Genomic DNA, 23,929 nt, shown 5'->3' with positions numbered 1-23,929 from the left:
GCCTGCCAAAACGCGGGGAAGGGAAGAATGGCCCTCCTTGCGTGGAGGCAAAGCCTCTGGCTGGAAGTTTGAAGAAAGGACGGAGATTATAGAATGAATTTTACTGCTAAAGACGTTGCCGCCCTGCGGGAGAAGACCGGGTGCGGCATGATGGACTGCAAAAAGGCTCTCACAGAAGCTGAGGGCAACATGGACAAAGCCATTGACCTGCTGCGGGAGAAGGGCCTTGCCGCTTCCGTAAAGAAGGCCGGGCGCATTGCCGCCGAGGGCGTAGCCTATGCGGCTGTCAGCGACTGCGGCAAGGTGGCTGTGGTGGTGGAGGTCAACGCCGAAACCGACTTCGTTGCCAAAAACGCCGAGTTCCAGGCCTTTGTGAAGTTTTGTGCTGACACCATCATCCATCAGAACCCCGCTGACGTAGAGGCCCTGCTCCAGTGCAAGGCCGAGGGCAGCGAGCTGACGGTGGACGCCCTGCTGAAGGAAAAGATCCTCACCATTGGGGAGAACATCAAGGTGCGCCGCTTCGACCGTTTTGAGGGCGTTGTCACCTCTTATGTACACGCCGGGGGCCGTATCGGCGTTATCGTGAAGTTTGAAACCAGCGATGAAATCGCCGCAAACGACGCCTTTAAGACCTGCGCCCACAATGTGGCTATGCAGATTGCCGCTCTCAACCCCGAGTATCTGGATGAGGCTTCTGTGCCTGCCGAGCGGGTGGAGAAGGAGAAGGAAATCCTCAAGCAGCAGCTTGCTGAGGACGAGAAGAACAAGAACAAGCCTGCCAATGTGCTGGAGAACATCGTAAAGGGCCGGATCGCCAAGTTCTTCAAGGAAATCTGCCTTGTTGACCAGGCCTATGTGCAGGACGGCAGCATGAGCGTGAAGCAGTATGTGGACGGCGTTGCCAAGGAGCTGGGCGGCGAAATCAAGATTGCCGGGTTCACCCGCTTTGAGAAGGGCGAGGGCCTGGAGAAGCGCGAGGACAACTTCGCCGAAGAAATCGCCAGCATGGTAAAATAGGCAGCGTGACAAAACGCTTTGCGCCCAAGACGCGGGGCGCATAGATGGGCATCTTTCGCCGGTCACTGTGTGCCACGTTTACGCGAGCCATCGCGTGCCGGACGCGTTTCCGGTTTTGCTGGATTTATAGGTTGGATTTGGGAACGGCGTGGCTTTTGGGCCGCGCCGTTTTTTCAAGGAAAGGGAGAAAGCCATGAAAAAAATATTTCTCATTTGCAGCAAGGCTTTTTATTCCCAGCTTGCGTCTGCCAAGGCGCGGCTGGAGGAATTAGGCTGGGAGGTCTATATCCCTTTCACCCACGACAGGCCCGAGGCGGAAAGCCAGTGGTATGCCAAGGGGCCGGGGGAGCACAGCCGCATGAAAAGCGAGTTGTTCCGCCGCAGCCGGGAACGGGTGCGGCAGATGGACGCGGTGCTGGCCCTGAACTTCGACAAAAACGGCCAGGAAAACTATATTGGCGGCTCCACCTTCCTGGAGCTGTATGAAGCCTTTATGGAGGGCAAAAAAATCTATCTCTGGAACGATATTCCGAAAGGCCTGCTGTATGATGAAATCAGCGCCTTTTCCCCCACCGTCATTCATGGGGGCTTAGACAAGGTGAACCCATAAAGGAGGCGTTATGGACTGGAATTTCACACCCATGACAGCGGAGGCCGCACAGGCAAAGTTTTTTGAAGGTTCTTAAGGAAATTTTTTTCCAAAAAAGTTCCTTAAGCGGGTGCAGGGCAGGGCCTGCAAAAAGGAGGAATACACATGAACGCTGAAATTATTTCTGTTGGCACTGAGCTGCTGCTGGGCCAGGTGGTAAACACAGACGCCGCCATTGTGGCCCAGGCGCTGTCGGGCCTGGGCATCAACCTGCTGTACTCCGCGGTGGTGGGGGACAACGCAGACCGCCTGCGCTACGCTGTGGAGACTGCCATCTCCCGCAGCGATCTGCTTATTATGACAGGGGGCCTGGGGCCTACCACCGACGATCTGACAAAGGAGACTACCGCGGCGGCAGCCGGAAAGAAGCTTGCCCTCCATGAGGAGAGCCTGCGCAGAATTGAAAATTATTTTAATGAAAAGCATGTCAGCGAGAACCAAGCAAAGCAAGCTTGGCTGCCTGAGGGCTGTACTGTACTGCAAAATGACAACGGCACTGCCCCTGGCTGCGCCTTCCAGGCAGAAAACGGCTGCACCATCATTATGTTGCCAGGGCCGCCCTCCGAGCTTGCCCCCATGCTCCATAACTATGCCGTACCCTATCTGGCTAAAGGCCAGGAGTCGGTGATTGTCTCCCACAACATCCATATTTACGGCCGGGGGGAGGCCCCTGTGGCCCAGATGATGGACGATTTAATGGACGGGGAAAATCCCACCCTGGCCCCTTATGCTAAGGAGGGGGAGTGCCTTTTGCGGGTGACCGCCAAGGCGCCTGACGCTAAAACGGCAGATGAAATGTGCCAGCCTTTGATTTCTGAAATCAGGCGGCGGCTGGGGGATTTTGTGTACAGCCTGGACATCGGATCCCTGGAGGAGCTGGTGGTGCAGGAGCTATTAAAGCAGGGGAAAAAGCTTGCCTGCGCCGAATCCTGCACAGGGGGGCTGCTTTCTAAGCGTCTGACAGATATCCCCGGCTCCTCCACTGTGTTCGACATGGGCTGCGTCACCTACGCAAACGCCGCCAAAGAAGCCCTTTTAGGCGTTCCCCATGACATTTTGGAGCGCCATGGCGCTGTCAGCGAGGAAACGGCCCGGGCCATGGCAGAGGGCATTGTAAAGGCCTCGGGCAGCGACCTGGGGGTTGGCATTACAGGCATTGCCGGACCGGAGGGGGGCACAGCCGATAAGCCGGTGGGCCTGATTTATATTGCCCTCTCCGATGGCAAAGACACCTGGGTGACAAAGCGCAGCCCCATCGGCCGCACTAAGAGCAGGGAATGGCACCGGCACTGCGCGGCCTCCCAGGCCCTGGACATGGTGAGGCGGTATCTTTGCGGTATGCCGGTTGTGGCGGATTACGCCAATACAAAGCAGAAATAAATGGGCAGCCAGAAAGAAACGGTGGGCCGTTTTGCTCCCACCCCCAGCGGCAGGATGCACCTGGGAAATCTTTTGTGCGCGCTGCTTGCCTGGCTCTCCGCCCGGAAGGACGGGGGGCGGGTTATCCTGCGCATAGAGGACTTGGACGTGGAACGGGCAAAGCCAGCCTACACCCGGCAGCTTTTGAAGGACTTGCTCCTTTTGGGCCTTACCTGGGACGAAGGGGGCCTGGCGGCGGGAGAGCCGGGGCCATACTGCCAAAGCCAGCGCACAGCCTACTATGAAGGCCTGCTGCAAAAGCTCCAATGCAAAGGGCTTCTATATCCCTGCTTCTGCTCCCGGGCAGAACTGCACGCTGCCAGCGCCCCCCACGCCTCTGACGGAGAACTGATGTACAGCGGAAAATGCCGGCAGGTTTCCCCAGAGGAAGCAGAGAAGCTTGCTGAAAAGCGCCCTCCTGCCCTGCGCCTGGTGGTGCCGGACAGGGAGATTGCCTTTCAGGACGGGCACTATGGGGAAATCCGGCAGAACCTGCAAAAAGAGTGCGGGGACTTTATCCTCCGCCGCTCTGACGGAGTGTTTGCGTACCAGCTTGCAGTGGTGGCGGACGATGCCGCCATGGGGGTTACCCAGGTGGTGCGTGGGCGGGATCTCCTTTCCTCCACCCCCCGGCAGCTATACCTCTATGAACTGCTGGGCTTTACGCCTCCGGCGTATTTCCACACCCCCCTGCTGCTGGCCCCGGACGGCCGCCGGCTTTCCAAGCGGGACGGGGACATAAGCCTTTCGGCCCTGCTGGAAAAAGGCTTTTCCCCCAGGGACATCACAGGCCGCCTGGCCTGCTGCGCCGGGCTGCTGCCGGTTCCCCGGCCTGCCTCCCCCCAGGAGCTGCTTCCTCTTTTCTCCTGGGACAAGGTGCCGAAAGAGGATATCCGCCTGCCAGCAGGGTTATTTGAAAGGCCGTAGGGTCGTGGAACTCCTTTTTAAAGAAAGGGAACCATTCCCTTTGGGAATGGTTTGACCCTAAAATCACTTTTTTGCAATTGTTTTTTAGTTCCGCGCTTCGAGCGTTCCTTTCAAAGCCGAAGCCTCTTACATGTATAAAAGTAAGTTTTAGAATCAAATCCTTTTTCAAAAGGATTTGCAGAGTGTGGGACAGCGTCCCACGGCCTTAAGCCATTATCCATAAAGTACAGAAACTCCACTCAAAAACCTGCCTTATGAAAGGGGCGCTGTTTATGCAAATCAAATTTCACGAAGAATCCCGCCTGTTCCAGTTAGATTCTAAAAACTCCACCTATGCGTTCCAAATAAACGAAGGGGGGTATTTAGTCCACCTGTATTACGGGAAAAAGCTTTCCTCCCTGCAGGGCCTGGAAAAAAATGCCTTTAGAGGGGTGTACGATTCCCTAAGCCCCCAGAACCCCTACGTGGATGATCCGTATTTCTCCCTGGACATCGCCCCCTTGGAGTTCCCCTGCAACGGGGCCGGAGATTTCCGCATCTCCGCCCTTTCTGTGCGGGGGGAAAAGGGGGATACAGTGACGGACATGCACTATGTGTCCCACCGGATTCTCCCCGGCAAGCCCGGCCTTTCCGGCCTGCCTGCCGCCTTTGGGGAAGAGGGCAAGGCCCAGACCCTGGAAATTGAGCTTACAGATAAAGTGACAGGGGTGCGCGCCTTCCTGCTGTACACAGTTTTCGCGGACTTTGACGTGATAACCCGCAGCGCCCGCCTGGAAAACAGGGGGCAGGCCCCTGTAGATCTAGAGCGGGCTTACAGCGCCTGCCTGGAGCTGCCGGGCATGGGCTTTGACTGCATACACCTTCACGGCCGCTGGGCCAAGGAGAATACCGCGGTGCGCCACCCCTTGCAGCATGGCCTGCAGGGGATACAGTCCAAGCGCGGCATGACAGGCCCCAACCACAACCCCTTTATGGCGCTGGCGACCCAGGGCGCAGGGGAGGAGTCAGGCGAGGTGTACGGCCTGAACCTGATATACAGCGGCAACTTTGCCATTGATATGGAGGTGGATGACCGGGGCGCCACCCGGGTGCTTGCAGGCATAAACCCCGCGGACTTCCGCTGGCGCCTGGAGCCGGGGGAAATTTTCACCACCCCGGAGGCAGTGCTGGCATATTCCAATGAGGGCCTTGGAGGCATGAGCCGCACCTTCCATAAGTTCTATATAGAGCACCTGATGCGCAGCGCCTGGGCCAAGAAAAAGCGTCCGCTGCTGATCAATAGCTGGGAAGCGGCTTTCTTTGACTTTGACGACGAGAAGCTGGTAGAATTTGCCAAAGCAGCGAAAGATCTGGGCATTGAGATGCTGGTGATGGATGACGGCTGGTTTGGGGACAGGCACGACGATTTCCGGGCTTTGGGAGACTGGCAGGTAAACGAGGAGAAGCTTAAAGGGGGCCTGCAAAGCCTTATTAAGCGGGTAAACGACCTGGGTGTGTCCTTTGGCATCTGGTATGAGCCGGAGATGATAAACCCGGACAGCGACCTGTACCGCGCCCATCCGGACTGGGCTGTGTGCGCCCCGGGCCGGGAGAAGTCCCTTTCCCGCCACCAGTGTGTGCTGGACATGACCCGCAAAGACGTGCGGGACAACATTTTCCAGCAGATGTATGATGTTATTTCCCAGAACAACATCGAATACATCAAATGGGACTGCAACCGGCATATCAGCGAGGCCGCCAGCCTGTCCCTGCCCCCGGAGCGCCAGGGGGAGTTTTTCCACCGCTACGTGCTGGGGGTATACGACCTGATGGACAGGATTACCACCGCCTTCCCCCACATCCTGCTGGAGAACTGCTCCTCTGGAGGCGGCCGGTTCGACCCCGGCATGTTGTACTATTCCCCCCAGATCTGGGCCAGCGACAACACAGACGCCATCGAGAGGCTTTCCATCCAGTTCGGGGCCTCCCTGTGCTATCCCGCCTCCTCCATGGGCGCCCATGTTTCCGCAAATCTCCGCACAGACATCAACACCCGGGCGGCAGTGGCCATGTGGGGCACCTTTGGCTATGAGTTGGATCCCCGGCTTCTCACAGAGGAGGAAAAGGAAGCTGTGCGGGCGCAGGTGGCAGACTATCACAAGTATTACAACCTCACCCATTACGGCGACCTGTACCGCCTGAACACCCCCACAGAGAACCCCCATTTCTGCGACTGGATGTTCGTAAGCCCTGACAAGAGCGAGGCACTGTACACCCGGGTGATTATGCGCAGGCCGGGCAAGGTATACCAGGTGCAGCGCCTGCAAGGCCTTGACCCGGACAGGCTCTATAAAGACGAGGAAACCGGAGAGGTGTATGCCGGTGGCGTGCTGATGCAGGCAGGCCTTGACCTCTCTGCCCGGCAGTGGGCCGACTTGGGAGACGGCACCTGCGTGGTGAAGCACTTTACCGCACAGCCTTAAAACTGCACAACAAAAGGCGGGAGGGCGCAGCCCTCCCGTTTTTGCCGCCTTTTAACCGCGTTGCCGATACGCAAAGGTTTTGGGGATTCTTAAGGGGATTTTTCCTCAAAAAACCCCCTTAAGCCGCCGGAGGCGTTGGAGGCCCCCAGAGCGCCAGCAGGCGCGCCTGGGCAAACAGGCTGGGCAGCTTGCAAAAAAATCCTTTGCAGAGCAGAATTTGGCGGAAATCCTCTTGCTTTTTGCAGGATAAAGCCTTAGAATGAAGCATGAAGAGGAAATTTTCTTTTTTGCAAAATGGGAGGGACTATGAACAGTCAGCTTTCTGAAAGGATCCGCAGCAAGAGTGCGGTTTTTTCCAAAGGCCAGCGGGCCATTGCCCGGTATATCCAGGAGCACCCGGACAAGGTGGCGTTTATGACGGCGTCCCGCTTGGGGGCCACAGTGGGGGTAAGCGAGTCCACTGTGGTGCGCTTTGCCACAGAAATAGGCTATGCCGGATACCCGGCCCTGCAGCAGGCCATGCAGGAGATGATACGCAGCAAGCTCACCAGCGTCCAGCGCCTGGAAATGACCAGCCAGAACATAGGGCCGGACAAGCTTCTGGACGCGGTGCTGGAACAGGATATTGACATTTTAAAGCGCACCCGGGAGAATATTGACCGGGAAGCCTTTAACCGGGCCGCAGACGCCCTGGCAAAGGCCAGGAAAGTTTATGTGCTGGGGGCGGGCAGTTCCTTTGCCCTGGCTTCCTTCCTGGCCCACTATCTGCGGCTGATTTTCGACACAGTGCATCTGGTAGAGGCCACCAGCGAGGCCACTATTTTACAACAGATTATCCGGGCCGGGGAGGGGGACGCGGTGATTGCCATCAGCTTCCCCCGGTATTCAAAAAAGGCGGCAAAAACCCTGCGCTATGCCTCTGACCGGCACATGGTCACTGTGGCTATTACGGACAGCCCCCTGTCCCCCTTAGCGGAACATGCTGCCCACCTGCTGCTGGCAAGGAGCGATATGGTTTCCTTTGTGGACTCCCTGGTAGGCCCCCAAAGTATTATCAACGCCCTGGTTGTGGCAGTGGCTATCCGCAAGCACCAGGAGGTGGCGGACACGCTGCGGAGCATTGAATCTATTTGGGACGAGTATGGAGTTTATGAAAAGGTGGATGAGAAAAACACGTGAGCAAAGGCATGAAGGGAGAGTTTGACGCAATTGTGGTAGGCGGCGGGCCTGCGGGGATGATGGCCGCCGGGATGTGCGGCGGCCAGGGAAAGCGGGTGGCGCTGTTTGAAAAAAACAGGCAGATGGGGCGCAAGCTGCGTATTACCGGCAAGGGCCGCTGCAACGTGACAAATAACTGCGCTCCGGAGGAAGCCGCTGCCGCCGCTGTGCGGGGGGCAAAGTTCCTGCGGGGGGCCATGGCCCAGTTCGGCCCCCAGGATGTAATGGCTTTTTTTGAGGGCCTGGGCGTGCCCTTGAAAACAGAGCGGGGCCGCAGGGTGTTCCCCCAGTCGGACAGCGCCCACGACATTGCGGAGGCCCTGGCCCGCTTCTGCGAAAGCCAGGGGGTGCAGGTGCTCCAGGAGGAGGCTATAGGGCTGGTGCTGTCTGAGGGCCGCGCCGCAGGCGTGGAAACAGGGCAGGGCAGGCGGTATGCCTGCAACAGCCTGGTGCTGGCCTGCGGCGGCGCTTCCTATCCTGGCACAGGCTCTGACGGCACAGGCTATAAGCTGGCAGAAGCTGCCGGGCACACCATTATGCCCATAGGGCCTTCCCTGGTGCCTTTGGTGGAAAAAGGGCAGTGGTGCAGCCGCCTGATGGGCCTTTCCCTGCGAAACTGCGGCCTGCGGGTGACGGAAAAAGGGAAAAAGAAGCCGGTATATGAGGATTTTGGCGAGCTGCTGTTCACCCACTTCGGCCTTTCCGGGCCGACTGTCCTAAGCGCCTCTGCCTATATGCGGCCCATGGAGCCGGGGAAATATACGGTACACATCGACTTAAAGCCAGCCCTGGACGAGGCCCAGTTGGATGCCCGGCTGCTCCGGGAGCTGGAGGGGCAGAAAAACCGCATATACGCAAACGCTTTAGACAGCCTCCTGCCCCAAAAGCTTATTCCCGTTGTCATAGAGCGCAGCGGCATTGGGCCTGACACCCGCTGCCATTCTGTTACGAAAGAGCAGCGCCGGGGATTAGGCAGGCTTTTGAAGGATTTCACCCTGGAGATACAAGGTACCCGGCCCCTTGCCGAGGCCATTGTAACAGCAGGAGGCGTAAACCTTAAGGAGATCGATCCCCGCTCCATGGAGTCAAAGCTGTGCAGGGGGCTGTTTATTGCCGGGGAAATGCTGGACTGCGACGCCCCCACCGGGGGCTTCAACCTCCAGATAGCCTTTGCCACCGGGCGGCTGGCAGGGCTGCACGCTTAGGCGGGGGGCGCGGAAGAAACCCAAGGAGGGAGAACGTATGGAAAAAGGCATGCTGGGCAGGGAAGATATCCTGGAAATTTTAAAGGGCGCGCCCTTTCTGGGGGAGGATTGCTGGCTTGCCTCTGGGGCGGCGCTGGTGCTGTACGGCGTAAAGGAGCAGACGCGGGATATCGACCTTGTCTGCACAACAGAACTGGCTGATCGCTTGGAGGCACAGGGCGTGGCTTTCCGCCGCAGCCCCTTAGGGAATACCAGGATATTTGCCTACAGCGGGCAGATAGAGGTGCTGGAAAACTGGGAGACAGACGAAGTGATACAGGTTGAAGGCCTGCCGGCGGCAAGCCTTCTGAGCATCCGGAAACAGAAAGAAGCTTTGGGCCGGGAGAAAGACTGGGCAGACATCAGGCGGATAGATGCTTTTCTGGAAGGGAGGAAGCGCACATGATACGCTTGGAAACAAAGCGGCTGGTTTTGCGGGATTACACCCCGGCTGACGGGGAAGCTTATTTCTTTTTAAAAACCCACAGCAGAACCATGTATTATCTGCAGGACATCATGGTTCACAGCCGGGAGGAAGCCTGTGAAGATTTTGCCCGGGTGCTGGCGGACGCGGCCTCTCCGGAGCGCAGGTTCTATTTCCTGCGGGTGGAGCTAAAGGACGGCACCCAGATTGGCAGCGCGGGCTACACGGTGATAGCGCGCACGCCTGTGGGGAAAATATGCCATGCGGGATATTTTTACCTGCCGGAATTCTGGGGGCAGGGCTACGGCAGCGAGGCATTTGGGGCTGTGCTGGACTTCGCGTTCCAGAAGGACGGCGTTTACCGCATGAACACAGGGTGCCTGGCGGAGAACTGCGGATCAGAGCGCATTATGCAGAAATGCGGCATGATACAGGAGGCCTGCAGGCCCGATTGGGAGTGGCACGACGGGAAAATGAAGTCTCGGGTGGAATATCGCCTGCTGCGGGAGGAATATGAAGCCGGGCGGGATAAACAGGCATCGCGGAAGAAGGAGGGTTTCAGCCTATGTTTGCAGTTGCGATAGATGGCCCTGCCGGGGCTGGGAAGTCCAGTGTGGCGAAAGCGGCGGCAAAGGAGCTGGGCTTTGTTTATGTGGACACAGGGGCGCTGTACCGCACCATCGCCCTGCACCTGCTGGAAAAAGGCCAAAATCCCGGCGATTCAGCGGCGGCAGAGGCCGCCCTGCCGGGGCTGGACATCCGGCTGGCCTATGCCCCGGAGGGACAGAAGGTATTTTGTAACGGGGAGGACGTGACGGGGCGCATCCGCACGCCGGAGGTTTCCATGGGAGCCTCTGCTGTGGCGGCTGTCCCGGCGGTGCGGGTTTTTTTGCTGGGGCTGCAGCGCGGCCTTGCAAAAGAGCACAACGTGCTTATGGACGGCAGGGACATCGGCACTGTGGTGCTGCCCCATGCACCCCTGAAAGTATTCCTCACCGCTTCCCCAGAGGAGCGGGCCAGGCGGCGGGTGCGGCAGATGGAGGAAGGCGGGCAGGCGGCAGACTTTGCGGCAATCCTCCAGGACATACGCCAGCGGGACTTTCAGGATTCCACCCGGGAAACGGCGCCCTTAAAGCCTGCGGCGGATTCTGTGCTGCTGGACACCAGCGGCATAAGCTTCCAGGAATCTGTAGAGAAGCTTGTCTCCCTAGTGCGGGCGCGCATGGGGCAGGAACAGGAAAACGGATAAAAGGAGGGTCAGCGTGATGGGGGCAGATATAAGCAGGGAAATCAGCAGGCTGATAGGGTATGGGCTTCAAAAGGGCCTGCTGGAAAAAGAGGATATGTTTTATTGCGCAAACAGGATACTGGCTTTGCTGGGGGCAGGGGAATTTGCCTTTTGCGAAGTGAAAGAGGAGCTGGAAAGCCCGGCAGAGCCTTTAAAGGCATTGTGTGATTGGGCGGCAGAGGAGGGGAAAATCCAGCCGGACACCCAGGACGGGCGGGACTTGTTCGATACGGAAATCATGGCCTGCCTCACCCCCTGGCCCTCGGAAATCGTGAAAGAGTTTTACAGTCTTTATGAAAAAGACAAAAAGGCCGCCACGGACTACTATTACGGGCTGAGCCGGGCCACCAATTACATCCGCACCGACCGGGTGAAAAAGGATAAAAGCTGGCGCGCCCCCACCCCATATGGGGATATGGTCATCACCATCAATCTGTCAAAGCCGGAGAAGGATCCCAAGGCCATTGCGGCGGCGAAAAACGCACCCCAGTCCGGCTATCCCAAGTGCGCCCTGTGCCGGGAGAACGAGGGCTATAAGGGCAGCCTCAACCAGGCCGCCCGGGGCAGCCATAGGCTTATCCCCCTGTCCCTGTGCGGGGAGGAGTGGTTTTTGCAGTATTCCCCCTATGTATACTATAACGAGCACTGCATTGTGTTCAGCGGGGAGCACCGCCCTATGAAAATCCATAAGGACACCTTCCGGCGGCTGCTGGGCTTTGTGGAGTTTCTGCCCCACTACTTTTTGGGATCCAATGCCGACCTGCCCATTGTAGGCGGCTCCATCCTGTCCCACGACCATTTCCAGGGGGGCAATTTCCAGTTCCCCATGGCAAAGGCTCCCTTGCGGGAAACAGTTTCCATCCCAGGATTTCCCCAGGTGGAGGCAGGCATTGTCCATTGGCCCATGTCTGTCCTGCGGCTGAAAGCAGGGGACAAGGAAGCGCTTGTGGAGCTGGCAGACAGGGTGCTGGCAAAGTGGCGTGGATATTCTGACGAAAGCGTGGGGATTCTGGCCTTTTCCGGGGACACCCCCCACAACACGATCACCCCCATTGCAAGGCGCAGGGGGGAAGCTTTCGAACTGGACTTAGTCCTGCGCAACAACCGCACCACAGAGGAACATCCCCTGGGGCTGTTCCATCCCCACAGCCAGTACCACCATGTGAAGAAGGAGAACATCGGGCTGATTGAGGTGATGGGCCTTGCCATCCTGCCCCCCCGGCTGCTTCTGGAGACGGATTTACTGAAGGAAGCCTTGGAAAGCCCGGAAAAGGCGCCGGAAATACTGGCCCGGCCGGAAATGGAAAAGCACAGGGCCTGGTTTGAGGATCTGCGCAGCCAGGGCGCAGGCAGTGAGAATGCCCGGGAAGCGGTGGAGCGCAGCGTGGGGGATATTTTCCAGAAGATTTTGGGCAACGCCGGGGTGTTTAAGGACACAGAGGAGGGCCATGAAGCCTTCCGCCGGTTCCTCACGGCCCTGTGAGGCAGGCTTTTCCCCCGTCCTTGGGAGAGCGGCTTTTGGCGCTGTTTTTCCCGGCCCGGTGCCTTTGCTGCGGCAGGGTGCTGCCGCCTAGGGGACTGCTGTGCAAGGACTGCGCGCCTTTGGCGGAAGCGCCGCCCCTGCGGCAGTTTCCCCTGGAAGGGGTCAGGAAAACCCTAACGGCTGCCGCGCCTTTATACTACCGGGGCGGCTTCCGGGAAACCCTGCACCGGTATAAATTCCGGGGAGAGCGGGGCCTTGCCGGGCAGCTCGGGAGGCTTATGGCAGGCAGGGCGCTGGAATTCCCCGTCTCCTTCGACGGGGTTTCCTTTGCGCCCCTTTCCAGGGAAAGGCGGAAGGAACGGGGGTATGACCAAAGCAGGCTGCTGGCAAAAAGCCTGGCAAGGGCCTTGGGGCTGCCTTTGCTCCCCTTGCTGGAAAAAACCCGGGATACCCGCCGCCAGCACCAGTTGGGCCGGGCGCAGCGGCTGGAAAACGCCAAAGCGGGCGGATACCGGGCAAAGCCCCAGGCAGCGGGGAAAGCTTTGCTGCTGGTGGATGATATCGTCACCACAGGGGCCACTCTGTGCCAGTGCGCCCAGGCGCTTTATGCCGCTGGAGCCAGGGAGGTGTATGGCTTGTGCGCTGCCAGCGCCCAGAAAAAGGAGGGAGAATCCCATGGACAGGTTTAGCCGGGAAGAACAGCTTATAGGCCGGGAGGGCCTGGAAAAACTGGAACAGGCCCATGTGGCAGTGTTCGGGGCCGGAGGCGTGGGGGGCTATGTGATAGAGGCCCTGGCCCGGGCCGGAGTGGGGGCCTTGGATATCATCGACAACGATGACGTAAGCCTGACAAACTGCAACCGGCAGATACTGGCCCTGGAAAGCACCCTGGGAAAACCCAAAGCCCAGGCGGCAAAAGAGAGGGTGCTGGACATCAACCCCCAATGCCGGGCAGAGGCTATCCCCCTATTTTTTTCAGAGGATACAGCGGGGCAGTTCGATTTTTCCCGGTACAGCTATGTGTGCGACGCCATCGATACTGTGTCCGCCAAGGTAGCCCTCATCCGCTGCTGCAAGCAGGCGGGGGTGCCGGTCATCTCCTGCATGGGTGCGGGCAACAAGCTGGACGCTTCAGCCTTCCAGGTGGCGGATATGGAGAAAACCTCTGTGTGCCCCCTGGCCCGGGTAATGCGCCGGGAACTAAAAAAGCTGGGCATCCAAAAAGTAAAAGTGGTGTATTCCACAGAGCAGCCCCTTCCTTCCTTAGCCCCCTGTGAGGCAAAGGGCACAGCCGCCCGCCCTGCCCCTGGCAGTATCTCCTATGCCCCCGCCATGGCGGGGCTGCTGCTGGCGGCAGAGGTAATACAGGATTTGCTTAAATAAAAGAGAGCTTGGGGTGATCCAGGCTCTCTTTTTATTCGAAAAAGGAATGATATAGTAAGTGCGTTTACTGTAAATAAATTGCAGATGAAAATGCGATGCAGTTTCCCTTAGATATTGCAAAATTGCTATAAACTTCTATGCTATTGTTGGAATCCTTCCTTGGGAGGCATACCCGGCTGATTGGTAATTTATCCCATGGGCGAGTCATGTGCTGGATCCATCAGTTCTTTCACATCCAGCCGTAAAAGGTTATAGCTTAAATAGCTTCTTTCTTCCTTTGGAATGGTTGCAAACTTTTCCAGCCATTCCATTGCCTCTTTCTGACTCATAAATCTTGCTGTTTCAACCGGCATGGAGTCAAACCATTGCCACCAGGCTTCCGGATCCGGCGCCTCCTCCTGCACAGCCTGTTGGATTTTGGGATCCTCCTTCATTCTTTTGATATATGCCACAACATCCGGATTTTCTACGTAGGTTACGTTGAAATGAATCTCCCGGATAGTCTCAATCCCTTCTGATATTTCAGAAAATATTGTATAGGCATCCATCATTGTGCTTTCGTTGGAGGGTTCAGCGGCCCTAGCAGGAACGCAAAGGCAAAGCGCCAAAAGCCCCATTAAAACCATTCTCCCGAGCTTTAAGCTTTTCACAAACATCTCTCCTTTCACAATTTGCAGGGCAAATGGCAGTGCTGCAAATTACAAAACAAGGCCGCTCCCTTTCGGAACGGCCTTATAGTAAACGCGGTTGCGAATTGGTAGCTGCCGGTTCTCAGCCTGGCGGCGCAGCAACTGCTGCTATGCCGCCGGGTTAAAAAGAGGTATACCTCTTTTTAACTGCGTTACCTATATTCTGCGGGATGCCTATCAGGCTTTATCCCTATACAGGAACGTCACAATCTGCCCTCTGGTGCAGTTCTTATTGGGAGCAAAAGTGGCGCTGGTGTCTCCCGCGGTAATCCCTTCCCCGGTGGCCCACTTTACGGCCTCTGTGTAGTATTCGCCATCCTTCACGTCTCCAAAGGTGGATCCTGTGCCGGCCGGCTCGCCATTTGCCCGCCACAGGAAGGTGACGGCCTGGGCGCGGCTGCATGCGGCATTGGGAGAGAAGTGGGTGTCATCTGTGCCGCTGGTGACACCCTTTTCCTTGGCCCACAGCATGGCTTTGTAGTAATAGTCCCCGGCCTTTACGTCTGTAAAGGGGTTTGCTGCGGAGGCAGGCTCCGGCTCGCCGTTAGCACGCCACAGGAAAGTGACAATCTGCCCTCTGGTGCAGGTTTTGCCAGGGGCAAAGGTGGTATCGGTTTCCCCGGCGGTAATCTTGTTTTCCACCGCCCACTTTACAGGCTCCGCGTAATACTCCCCCTCAAACACGTCATCAAAGCCCCCCACTGTGGGCCTGGGCGCCTGTTTTGTGACGATATACACATATCCATCCTTTATGGCATAGGCCACGCCGCCCTCGAAGGTGCTGACATCATCATACTCCATGGGGAGCACAATGTTATTCTGCCGGTCAACCAGCCCGTATTTGCCGTTTTTGCCCATAGGGACTAAATCCTCGGACATGCTGCCGTAGGCATCGTCATAGACAAAGGGAACCACCACATGGTTCTCTTTATCAATGCAGCCCCATTTGCCGTTTTTCTCCACTGCGGCAATGCCGTCGCAGAAGGGATATCCGCTGCTATAGGTGCAGGCAATCACTTCCTGCCCGGATTTGTCGATAAACCCCACCTTTCCGTTTCCATCTATTACCCAGGCCAGCCCGTCCTGAAAAGCGCCTGTGTTCGTATAGCCACGGTCGGAAAGATCCAGCACAGTTTCGCCTTTGGCGTTCATATAGCCCATTGGCTGGCTGGTAAAGTCCTCGCCTTCGTATGTGTTGGCAAAGAAAGCCGCCAGTCCCTCCCCAAAGGGATCCAGGCTCTTTTTGGTATCAATGCCGCCTGCGCCGCTGGCAATCACAGTGGAAAAATCCGCAGGCAGTTCCAGGACTGGCTGTCCGGTTTTATCCACAACATAAGCAGACCATTGCTCGGAGCTGTTGTCGCCTTCGCTGGAGCCATCACTGAAGGCATAGGAACGTTCCATCACCAGGACAAGCCCGTCCTCCATAGGGCCGCCCAGATAGCTGGTCCCGACAGCCGTCTCCCCTTCGGTGCTTTCTGTGTCTATAAAGCTGAAAAGCTTATTCCCGTTTATATCGTAGTAGTACAGGCTCAGATCTGTTTCCCCCAGGTCATCTTGGACGACAAGGAGATCTGCCGCTATGGTATAGGAAGAATTGCTGGTCAGGGACACCACGCCGTCCTCGTAATAAAACTGGTTGTAGGTTTCCCGGTAGGGGAACACCAGCCTGCCTTCCTTGTCCAGCAGGGCTGCCTGGGGGCGGGACACAACCGCGCCGTCTTTGTCTGTCTCGCCTGCTGCCACCAGGCTGCCATAGCCCTGGCAGTTGAAAACACTGTCTGCCTTCACCCCTGTTTTCACGGCTGTCACCTTTACCGAACCAGCCGCTTCTGCCGGCAGGGACAGCGCGGCAAACAGGCACGCCGTGAGCAGAAGGGATAAAACTTTTTTCATCATGCAAAATCCTCCTCTAAAAGTGGAAATACTGCTTATCCCATTATAACACATATAATGCTTTTTTTCTATACCGAAAAGAAAAAAGAAGCGCTGCCCCGGGGGCATGTAAGCTTTCCTGAGGAGCCTGTTTCAGGCCCCGCGCATGAAAGCGGGGGAAAGCAGGAAGAATACTCTAAGTAGAAAAGAATTGCACAAATCTGCCCAAACAGGCGCTGTCCCTGCCTGTTAGGGGTTTTGCTGCAAAAATCCGGGAGAAACTCCCTGCTGCCCGCAGGGGCATCGGCCCTGTAAGGGCAGCCGTTTTTGGTAATTAAAACAAATCCCGGCGGGAGAATTGCAAAGAAACATTGCCAAAAGGAGAAAATGCGGCAAAATGCGGGAAAACTGCAAAATTCCGGTGGAATTGTCAGGGGATTTGTGCTAGAATGATGGGGGAAAATTACCCATGGAAAAAATACATATCCTGTCACGCTGCGGAAAGGAATGGTCAAAGATGAAGGAGCAAACCGCTAAGTTTTTTTTCGGACCTGACAACCACCTGCCCCCTTTAGGGATTGTTTCCCTGGAAGGGGCCACGGAGCTTTCTGACAAAATAGAGGCCCATCTGGCCCGCTGGGCGCAGCAGGCCGGGCGCAAAGCGGAAACCTTCCGCATCCCTTGCAGTTGTCCCCGGTTCTCCTCCGGCGACGGCAAGGGGATTATTGAGAGCACTGTGCGGGGCTATGACCTGTTCTTTATTGTGGACGTGGGAAACTATAGCTGCACTTATAAGCTGTTCGGCAAGGAAAACTGCATGTCCCCAGACGACCATTTCCAGGATCTGAAGCGGCTTATCCAGGCGGTAAGCGGCAAGGCCCACCGGATAAACGTGATTATGCCCCTGCTTTACGGCGGCAGGCAGCACAGGCGGAACTACCGGGAGTCTTTAGACTGCGCCTTTGCCCTGCAGGAGCTGCAGAACATGGGCGTGCAGAACCTTATCACCTTTGACGCCCACGATCCCCGGGTACAGAACGCTGTGCCCTTAATGGGCTTTGATAACTTGATGCCCTCCTACCAGGTGCTCAAGTGCCTTTTCAAGAATTTTAAAACCCTTTCCACCGACCGGGATTCCTTTATGGTCATCAGCCCGGACGAAGGCGCCTTAAGCCGGAATATGTTCTACGCTTCTGTGCTGGGCGTTGATTTAGGCATGTTCTACAAGCGCCGGGATTATTCCCGGGTGGTGGATGGCCGCAACCCCATTGTGGCCCATGAATATCTGGGCAGCGACGTGGCAGGCAAGGATATGTTTATCACCGACGACATCATCGCTTCCGGCGAATCCATGCTGGATTTAGCCTACAACCTACGCCAGCGCAAAGCCCGCCGGGTGTTTGCCTTTGCCACCTATGCCATCTTTACAAACGGGCTGGAGACATTTGACAAGGCCTATCAGGACGGCATTATCGACGGGGTGTTCGGCACCAACCTGACCTACCGCACAGAAGAGCTGAAGCAGCGGGAATGGTTCTATGAGGTGGACGTTTCCAAGTATATCGCCTACTTTATCGCGGCTTTGCACCACGACATGTCCGCCGGGGCGCTGATAGATCCCCATGAGAAGATTAAGGCCCTGCTGGAAAAGCGCCGGGAGGAGCAGTCCAAGCAGAAGGGCGCACAGCTCAGTTTTTAAATAGCCTTTGATGCGCACGCCCAAACGTGGGCGCGCATATCCTATAGCAAACGCGCTTGAAAACCGGGATGGCCGGTTTTCAAGCAGGCGGCCCTGCCGCCGGTTCCGGGGAGGCTTTTTGCCCCTTTTGAACCGCGTTTACTATATATTTTATATACAGACGCGATGAAGAAAAGGGAGTATCCCGTAAAGGGTGGCAGCAGAGAGAAGGGGCCGGCGCGCGCCGGGTGGAAGCCCCTTTTGCCAGCCGGGGAGAAATGCGTTTTGGAGCAGGCAAGGGGGGAAATCCCTGCCCGGCGGGGGCCGGTATCACCCGGAAGAGTTACAAAGCGAAGTGGAACCGCGGCCCAGCACCGCCTTCGCAGGCAGGAAAGCCCTGTCTGCGGGGGCGTTTTTCTTTTCGCGGAAAAAAGCGGGCCAGGAGGCGTCTGCCTCTGGCCCAGGAAAGAAGGGATCCGTATATTTCGCAAACTGAAAGAAGACATGGACGCCGTAATGGAGCGGGATCCGGCGGCCCGCTCCCGGTTAGAGGTCTTTTTCCTCTACTCGGGCTTTAAAGCAGTGCGGGCGCACCGTCAGGCCAACTGGTTTTACCGCCACAACATGAAATTCATGGCCCGGCTGATTTCCCAGCGCTCCCGGAAAAAGACGGGCATTGAGATCCATCCGGCGGCAAAGATAGGCCGGGGGCTATTTATCGATCACGGCATGGGCGTGGTTATCGGGGAGACGACGGAAATCGGGGACAACTGCACCCTGTATCAGAACGTTACCCTGGGCGGCACTGGCAAGGATACGGGCAAGCGCCATCCCACCCTGGGCAACAACGTGCTGGTGGGGGCGGGGGCAAAGGTTTTAGGCCCCTTCACTGTGGGGGACAATGCCCGGGTGGCTGCCGGCGCTGTGGTGCTGGATGCCGTTCCCCCGGACGCCACCGCTGTAGGCGTGCCTGCCAGGGTGGTGAAAATTGGCAATACAAAGGTTGGCCCGGCCAGCCGGCAGCTTGACCAGATCCACATTGCAGACCCTGTGTCTATGGAGCTTTGCCGCCTGCGGGGCGAGCTGGAGCGCCTGCAGGCTAAGGTAGAGGAGCTTGCCTCCGGCGGCTCAGGGGGCCTTTTTGAGGAAAAGGCCCCCTGAGAACCCCCAAAACCTTTGTGTTTTGACGCGGTCAAAACCAGCGAGGGCGGAAGGTTTCCAGGAGTTGAATACTTGAAAGTTTTTGAAGATTTTTAAGAAACTTTTTTCAAAAAGTTTCTTAAAGCAGGTGCGGGCGGCAGCCCGACAGCCAGAAAGGAAGGGAAAGCTATGGAACTGACGAACACACTCACCATGAAAAGGGAGGTTTTCACGCCTCACGAGCCAGGGAAGGTGAAAATGTACACCTGCGGACCAACGGTTTACCACTTTGCCCAAATCGGCAACTTCCGATCCTACCTGATGGAGGACGTGCTGGAGAAATTCCTGCGCTATGAGGGGTATGAGGTGGAGCGGGTGATGAACATCACCGACGTGGGCCACCTGTCCTCTGACGCCGACACAGGGGAGGACAAGATGCTCAAGGGAGCCAAAAGGGAGCACAAGTCTGTGCTGGAGATTGCGGACTTTTACACAAAGGCCTTTTTCCAGGACTGCGAGAAGCTGAACATCCGCAAGCCCGATACCGTGGTGCCTGCCACCACCCGGGTTCCCGATTTCATTGAGATGGTGGAGAAGCTTTTGGAAAAGGGCTATGCCTATGTGGCCGGGGGCAATGTGTATTTCGACACCAGCAAGCTGGAGAAATATTATGTGTTCGGCAACCAGAACAGTGACGATCTGGCTGTGGGCGTGCGGGACAGCGTGGACGCGGACGGGAACAAGCGGAACAAGACGGATTTTGTGCTGTGGTTCACCAAGTCCAAGTTTGACGACCAGGAGCTGAAATGGGAAAGCCCCTGGGGCCTGGGGTATCCCGGCTGGCACATTGAGTGCTCCGCCATCAGCGTGAAGGAGCTGGGGGATTATCTGGACATCCACTGCGGCGGCATTGACAACGCCTTCCCCCACCACACCAACGAAATCGCCCAGTCTGAGGCGTACCTGGGGCACCCCTGGTGCAGATACTGGTTCCATGTGCTGCACCTGAACGACGCCCGGGGCAAAATGAGCAAGTCCCGGGGCGACTTTGTTACGGTTTCTTCCTTGGAGGAGAAGGGGTATAACCCCTTGGTTTACCGGCTGTTCTGCTTGCAGTCCCACTACCGCAAGCCCCTCACCTTCTCCTTTGAGAGTTTGCAAAATGCCGCCCAGGCGTATCAGAAGCTGGCAGCGCGCATTGGGGCGCTCTCCAAGGAGGGCCAGCCGGATTTCCAGGGAGCCAAGGTTTTCCAGGAGAAATTCTCCCAGGCCCTGGGCAGCGACCTGAACACCTCTTTGGGGCTGACGGTGCTGTATGATTTGCTGAAGTCTGACCTGACAGACGCTACCAAGCGCTGGCTTATTGCGGACTTCGATAAGGTTCTCTCCCTGGATCTGCTGAAGGCCGGGGAAAAGGCGGCGGAGAAGCCGGAAAGCAGCCTTTCCCCAGAGGCAACCGCAGAAATTGAAGCCCTGCTGGAAAGGCGCGCCGCCGCCCGCAAGGCAAAGGACTGGGCTGCAGCCGACGCCATCCGGGACGAACTGGCTGCCCGCCATGTAGTCATGAAGGATACGCCCAATGGCGTGGAGTGGCACGTGGAAAAATAGCAGGTATGCAAAAAGGCCCCCTGCCGGGAATGGAGAGGTAACGTAAGGAAGTTACCTCTCCATTATCTATTTGTAGGTAGCCGAATGTGATTGAAATGCAGGGAAGTTCAACATACTGGAGGACTACTCTATGGAAAAGTCATTATTTGAGCAAATGGGTGGAACTTATTGCCAAGAGGGGGATTACTTAACTTAAAGATAACATATACATACAGCCTGCTGATACATTGCTTGCAGATACCCCGCAGAGACCAAACCATACAGAAAAGGAGTTTTTGCATATGAAATCAATATTTGAACAGTTAGGCGGCACATATCACGAGGAAAATGGGTATCTTATTCCAGATTTAAGATTACCCGCCGAAGAAGAACAGCCGATAGGCACATGGGGACAGCGGCATCTGGACTATTTGAAGCAGTACCGCAAAGTTACATACACTAATCTTCTCACAAGCGGCAGGCTCAACACTTACCTTGCCGACATCGACAGGCAGGCGCAGGAACGCTTTGAAAGGCTCATAGAGGGCATGAAACAGGCACAGGGCATAACGGAACAGCTAAAGGCAGAAAACGCCTTAGAATGGACAGGACAGCTCAATAACATAAGGGCTTGTGCGAGGGAGATTGTGAACGAGGAATTTATTTATATTTAGACGTTGATGGCGGTAGAGAGAAATCTTTGCCGCTTTTTATTGACTTCCAGACACATGTGTCGTATAATAATTTCAGACACATATGTCGGAAAGTAGGGTTGCTTATGAATAAAAGAGGAAAGGAAACAAGGAAACAAATAAAGAAATGTGCATGTTCTTTATTTGCAGAAAAAGGCTTTAAGCAAGTTACAATGAAGGATATCTGCGATGCGGCGAAATTAAGCAGAGGCGGGCTATATTGCCATTACGAAAGCACACGTCAAATCTTTCAAGAGATTATTGATGATATGACAAGTGAGCAGGATAATGAGATTGATTTAAGGATTGAACAAAATTGTTCGGCAGTGACTATTTTGGATGAAATTTTAAACAAGTATGAGAATGAAATGCTTGACAGCCAAGGCTGCTTGTAAAAAAGGACAATCCAAAAGCAACTATCGCTATCATTAGCACTTCTACTGTATACTGCAAAATAATTCTGCTTTTTGAAATTCCGACAGAGAGCAGGATGCCAGTTTCATGCCGACGCTGCTTTATCCACATGGAAAGAATCAGTATCAAAATGCCGACACTCACCGCAACGCATCCGACAATCAACCAGACAATCAGATTCTGCATAGCGGTCAAAGGAGAAGCGACTGCTTCGTATGCGGAGTTATCCATTGTGAGGGTAAAGGAATCCCAGTCTAAATCAAGGGCTTTTATCTGGCTTGCGATTCTTTCCATTTCTCTGGGGTCATCCACATAAAAATCAACGCCGTTATCATACTGTATCACATCCCTCTGCATGATTTCCTGCATTGCCTTATGGTCTATAATCAATCGGTTGCGCTTATCCGTTGAGGTGGTATTAAATTCGTTGTCTGCTTCATACGCATAGATGCCGATAATTGTCAAAGATACATCGGGATAGGTTCCCCTGTCGTAACAGCACTGCACGGTAATGGTATCGCCAAGTTTTAAGGCATTTTTCTCGGCAATGGCTGTACTGATAAGGACAACATGGTCATCGCCCTCCTTAATATGCCGTCCCTCCACCAACTGAAACGCCTTGCGGGTAAAAAAATTGAAATACTCTGAATCGGTCACGGATGGAAGCCTGCTGTAATCACTTCCTGCCCCAAAACTGAATCCCGATATAAAGCTGAAATCTTTTGCAAATACGCTTCCATCCCCTAAACCGTTGTATGCCTTGATTCCGTCTATGGACATAATCTTCTGAATATCCTCATCGGTAATAGGCGCACCGACATAATCAACCAACATGCCACCTGCCGCCTGCTGATACTGCCAGTTCTTTCTGTTGTTTTCATCCAATTCAAGGCGAATGCTCCCGCCTACGGACTGGCGCAGACTTAGGGCAGAATCGTCTGCCGCTTTATATATGGATAATCCAGTCAGAATAAAGGTGGATATTGTAACCAACACCAAAAACAGGATAAGGGTTTTTGTCTTTTTCCGCATCGTATATAAAAATGCTCTTTTCAATGTACTCATGGCTTTTATCCTCCTGTCAGCTCATTTTTGATAAAATATCTTTTGGTTTCATTCGGGCAATTGGCAAAGCAGCCGTAACCACTGCAAGCACGATAATAAGTGTCTCTAAAAGGAGTTGCAGAGCTGTCGTTTTTAAGGAAATTGACATTGTAATTACAGTTCCCATATTTTTTAGGGCAGCTTCTACTTGTCCTACAATGAACTGTCCCAACATGGGTGATACAAAGAACACCAAGACAGCAATCATAAGGATTTCACAAATAAGCTGTAGCATAATCTGGGGAGCTGATTCGCCAACGGAAAGGAATATCCCTGCTTCGTGTATCCGATTCTTTATTCTCATTGCAAGCACAAGGGCTACAACGATAAAGCCAACTCCAGCAATTACAGTAATCAGTATTTCCGTAAGCCGTTCCATTGTCTGAATCTGATATGCGACTGCCTTGTATTCGGATTCGTTTATGCGGATAAAGTAATCTTCCCACTGGATAGACGTTATCTGCTGTACCTGTTCCACAATGCGATTCAATTCCTTTGGGTCAGTCACATAGAAAGTTACATTTCCAGAATATCCGAATGGTTTTTGCCCAGACAGTTTCCAGTAAACATCATGGGTTGTGAAAATGGTGTCATTATCATATTCCATCTTATCGTCACTGGAATACAGCCCTACAATCAAGACCTTAGTTTGCTCCCCGCTGTCACCAGAAGCAGATTCCAAAACAAGCTCACTGCCAACTTGTAAATGATTCTCTGCCGCCAGTTTATCGCTGATAAGTACTGCGTCCCTGTCATCTTCCGCAATATGCCTGCCCTCCGCTAATTCCAGTATTCCGTTCATAAAATCCGTCTGGTAGGCAGTTTCTGTATTAGCGGAAAGACTGCCGCTTGACATTCCAGAAAGATAGTAGATTCCCTCGGCAGTGACAGAAGTGTGCTGTTCGGCATTGTAAGTCTTTATGCCCTCTACAGTTATCATCTGTTCCACTGCTTTAAGGGAAATAGGGATTTTTTCAGCGGTATATCCTGCTTCGCCGTCATGAAAGTCCAGATTGTTGATGTTCCCGCTCATGGTAAAGGACGCACCTATTGTTGTCCGCAGGTTCTCCGCTGCCTTTGCCGTTCCGTCTCGGATGGAAACTCCCACCATGACCGACACGGTTATTAAAAGCAACAACAGAAAAAGCGTCAAACTTTTTCCTTTCTTTCTAATGACATAAAGTAATGCTCGCTTGTAGACGTTCAAAACTGTTCCTCCTTTCGCTTGATACC

22 protein-coding genes are annotated in these 23,929 nt (G+C 55.1%); 18 read left to right on the top strand and 4 right to left on the bottom strand.

Annotated features, from left to right (window positions below):
* Positions 1-93 precede the first annotated feature (93 nt).
* From tsf to D1841_RS04095, 13 genes are all read left to right on the top strand, one after another.
* Positions 94-1,020, top strand: a complete 927-nt coding sequence (tsf, locus tag D1841_RS04155) for a translation elongation factor Ts (RefSeq protein WP_160642173.1) — start codon at positions 94-96, stop codon at positions 1,018-1,020.
* Between the two features lie 193 nt (positions 1,021-1,213).
* The gene (locus D1841_RS04150; protein ID WP_160642174.1) at positions 1,214-1,630 is read left to right on the top strand and encodes a hypothetical protein; all 417 of its coding nucleotides are present in this window, start codon (positions 1,214-1,216) and stop codon (positions 1,628-1,630) included.
* Between the two features lie 144 nt (positions 1,631-1,774).
* The gene (locus D1841_RS04145; protein WP_160642175.1) at positions 1,775-3,049 is read left to right on the top strand and encodes a competence/damage-inducible protein A; all 1,275 of its coding nucleotides are present in this window, start codon (positions 1,775-1,777) and stop codon (positions 3,047-3,049) included.
* Positions 3,050-4,015 (top strand): tRNA glutamyl-Q(34) synthetase GluQRS, encoded by a 966-nt coding sequence (gene gluQRS / locus D1841_RS04140; protein ID WP_160642176.1) that lies wholly within the window; start codon positions 3,050-3,052, stop codon positions 4,013-4,015. It begins immediately after the preceding gene.
* Positions 4,016-4,287: 272 nt separating this feature from the next.
* Entirely contained in the window at positions 4,288-6,477 is a 2,190-nt protein-coding gene (locus D1841_RS04135) for an alpha-galactosidase (protein WP_160642177.1), read from the top strand.
* 306 nt (positions 6,478-6,783) lie between these two features.
* Entirely contained in the window at positions 6,784-7,656 is an 873-nt protein-coding gene (locus tag D1841_RS04130) for a MurR/RpiR family transcriptional regulator (protein ID WP_160642178.1), read from the top strand.
* Complete coding sequence (locus tag D1841_RS04125; RefSeq protein ID WP_347563942.1) at positions 7,653-8,900, top strand: NAD(P)/FAD-dependent oxidoreductase; 1,248 nt, start codon at positions 7,653-7,655, stop codon at positions 8,898-8,900. The genes D1841_RS04130 and D1841_RS04125 overlap by 4 nt, the downstream gene beginning before the upstream one ends.
* Before the next feature lie 37 nt (positions 8,901-8,937).
* Entirely contained in the window at positions 8,938-9,345 is a 408-nt protein-coding gene (locus D1841_RS04120; protein ID WP_160642179.1) for a hypothetical protein, read from the top strand.
* The gene (locus D1841_RS04115) at positions 9,342-9,947 is read left to right on the top strand and encodes a GNAT family N-acetyltransferase (protein WP_160642180.1); all 606 of its coding nucleotides are present in this window, start codon (positions 9,342-9,344) and stop codon (positions 9,945-9,947) included. Before D1841_RS04120 ends, D1841_RS04115 begins: the two co-directional genes overlap by 4 nt.
* Positions 9,929-10,612, top strand: a complete 684-nt coding sequence (gene cmk / locus D1841_RS04110; RefSeq protein ID WP_160642181.1) for a (d)CMP kinase — start codon at positions 9,929-9,931, stop codon at positions 10,610-10,612. The genes D1841_RS04115 and cmk overlap by 19 nt, the downstream gene beginning before the upstream one ends.
* A gap of 16 nt (positions 10,613-10,628) precedes the next feature.
* The gene (locus D1841_RS04105; RefSeq protein WP_160642182.1) at positions 10,629-12,134 is read left to right on the top strand and encodes a UDP-glucose--hexose-1-phosphate uridylyltransferase; all 1,506 of its coding nucleotides are present in this window, start codon (positions 10,629-10,631) and stop codon (positions 12,132-12,134) included.
* A gap of 35 nt (positions 12,135-12,169) precedes the next feature.
* Positions 12,170-12,823, top strand: coding sequence for a ComF family protein (locus D1841_RS04100; RefSeq protein ID WP_160642183.1), 654 nt, complete (start codon positions 12,170-12,172; stop codon positions 12,821-12,823).
* Positions 12,810-13,517, top strand: a complete 708-nt coding sequence (locus D1841_RS04095; protein ID WP_160642184.1) for a ThiF family adenylyltransferase — start codon at positions 12,810-12,812, stop codon at positions 13,515-13,517. Before D1841_RS04100 ends, D1841_RS04095 begins: the two co-directional genes overlap by 14 nt.
* A 188-nt stretch (positions 13,518-13,705) precedes the next feature.
* Here D1841_RS04095 and D1841_RS04090 read toward each other — a convergent pair whose 3' ends face one another.
* Positions 13,706-14,167: a hypothetical protein gene (locus D1841_RS04090; RefSeq protein ID WP_160642185.1), complete on the bottom strand. Its 462-nt coding sequence runs from the start codon at positions 14,165-14,167 to the stop codon at positions 13,706-13,708.
* Between the two features lie 216 nt (positions 14,168-14,383).
* Positions 14,384-16,105 (bottom strand): S-layer homology domain-containing protein, encoded by a 1,722-nt coding sequence (locus tag D1841_RS04085; protein ID WP_160642186.1) that lies wholly within the window; start codon positions 16,103-16,105, stop codon positions 14,384-14,386.
* A 493-nt stretch (positions 16,106-16,598) separates the two neighbouring features.
* Here D1841_RS04085 and D1841_RS04080 point away from each other — a divergent pair, with 493 nt between their 5' ends.
* The 5 genes from D1841_RS04080 (at position 16,599) to D1841_RS04060 (ending at position 21,573) form a co-directional block, all read left to right on the top strand.
* Positions 16,599-17,780 (top strand): ribose-phosphate pyrophosphokinase, encoded by a 1,182-nt coding sequence (locus tag D1841_RS04080; RefSeq protein WP_160642187.1) that lies wholly within the window; start codon positions 16,599-16,601, stop codon positions 17,778-17,780.
* A 483-nt stretch (positions 17,781-18,263) separates the two neighbouring features.
* Entirely contained in the window at positions 18,264-18,920 is a 657-nt protein-coding gene (epsC, locus tag D1841_RS04075) for a serine O-acetyltransferase EpsC (protein ID WP_237076190.1), read from the top strand.
* A gap of 168 nt (positions 18,921-19,088) precedes the next feature.
* Entirely contained in the window at positions 19,089-20,507 is a 1,419-nt protein-coding gene (gene cysS, locus D1841_RS04070; protein WP_160642188.1) for a cysteine--tRNA ligase, read from the top strand.
* Between the two features lie 281 nt (positions 20,508-20,788).
* Positions 20,789-21,160 (top strand): TnpV protein, encoded by a 372-nt coding sequence (locus D1841_RS04065; protein ID WP_160642189.1) that lies wholly within the window; start codon positions 20,789-20,791, stop codon positions 21,158-21,160.
* 104 nt (positions 21,161-21,264) lie between these two features.
* Positions 21,265-21,573, top strand: coding sequence for a TetR/AcrR family transcriptional regulator (locus tag D1841_RS04060; RefSeq protein ID WP_237076191.1), 309 nt, complete (start codon positions 21,265-21,267; stop codon positions 21,571-21,573).
* Here the strand turns inward: D1841_RS04060 and D1841_RS04055 are convergent.
* Together D1841_RS04055 and D1841_RS04050 are read right to left on the bottom strand one after the other, a co-directional pair.
* A complete protein-coding gene (locus D1841_RS04055) occupies positions 21,509-22,657 on the bottom strand; it encodes an ABC transporter permease (protein WP_160642190.1) in 1,149 nt (382 codons plus the stop codon). The genes D1841_RS04060 and D1841_RS04055 overlap by 65 nt on opposite strands.
* A gap of 16 nt (positions 22,658-22,673) precedes the next feature.
* On the bottom strand, positions 22,674-23,903 hold the full coding sequence (locus tag D1841_RS04050; protein WP_160642191.1) for an ABC transporter permease: 1,230 nt from the start codon (positions 23,901-23,903) through the stop codon (positions 22,674-22,676).
* Positions 23,904-23,929: the final 26 nt, after the last annotated feature.

Source organism: Neglectibacter sp. X4 (assembly GCF_009917365.1).
Lineage (GTDB): Bacteria > Bacillota > Clostridia > Oscillospirales > Acutalibacteraceae > Acutalibacter.
Note: the sequence above shows the minus strand (reverse complement) of the source record. Positions and strands in the feature narration are given on the sequence as shown.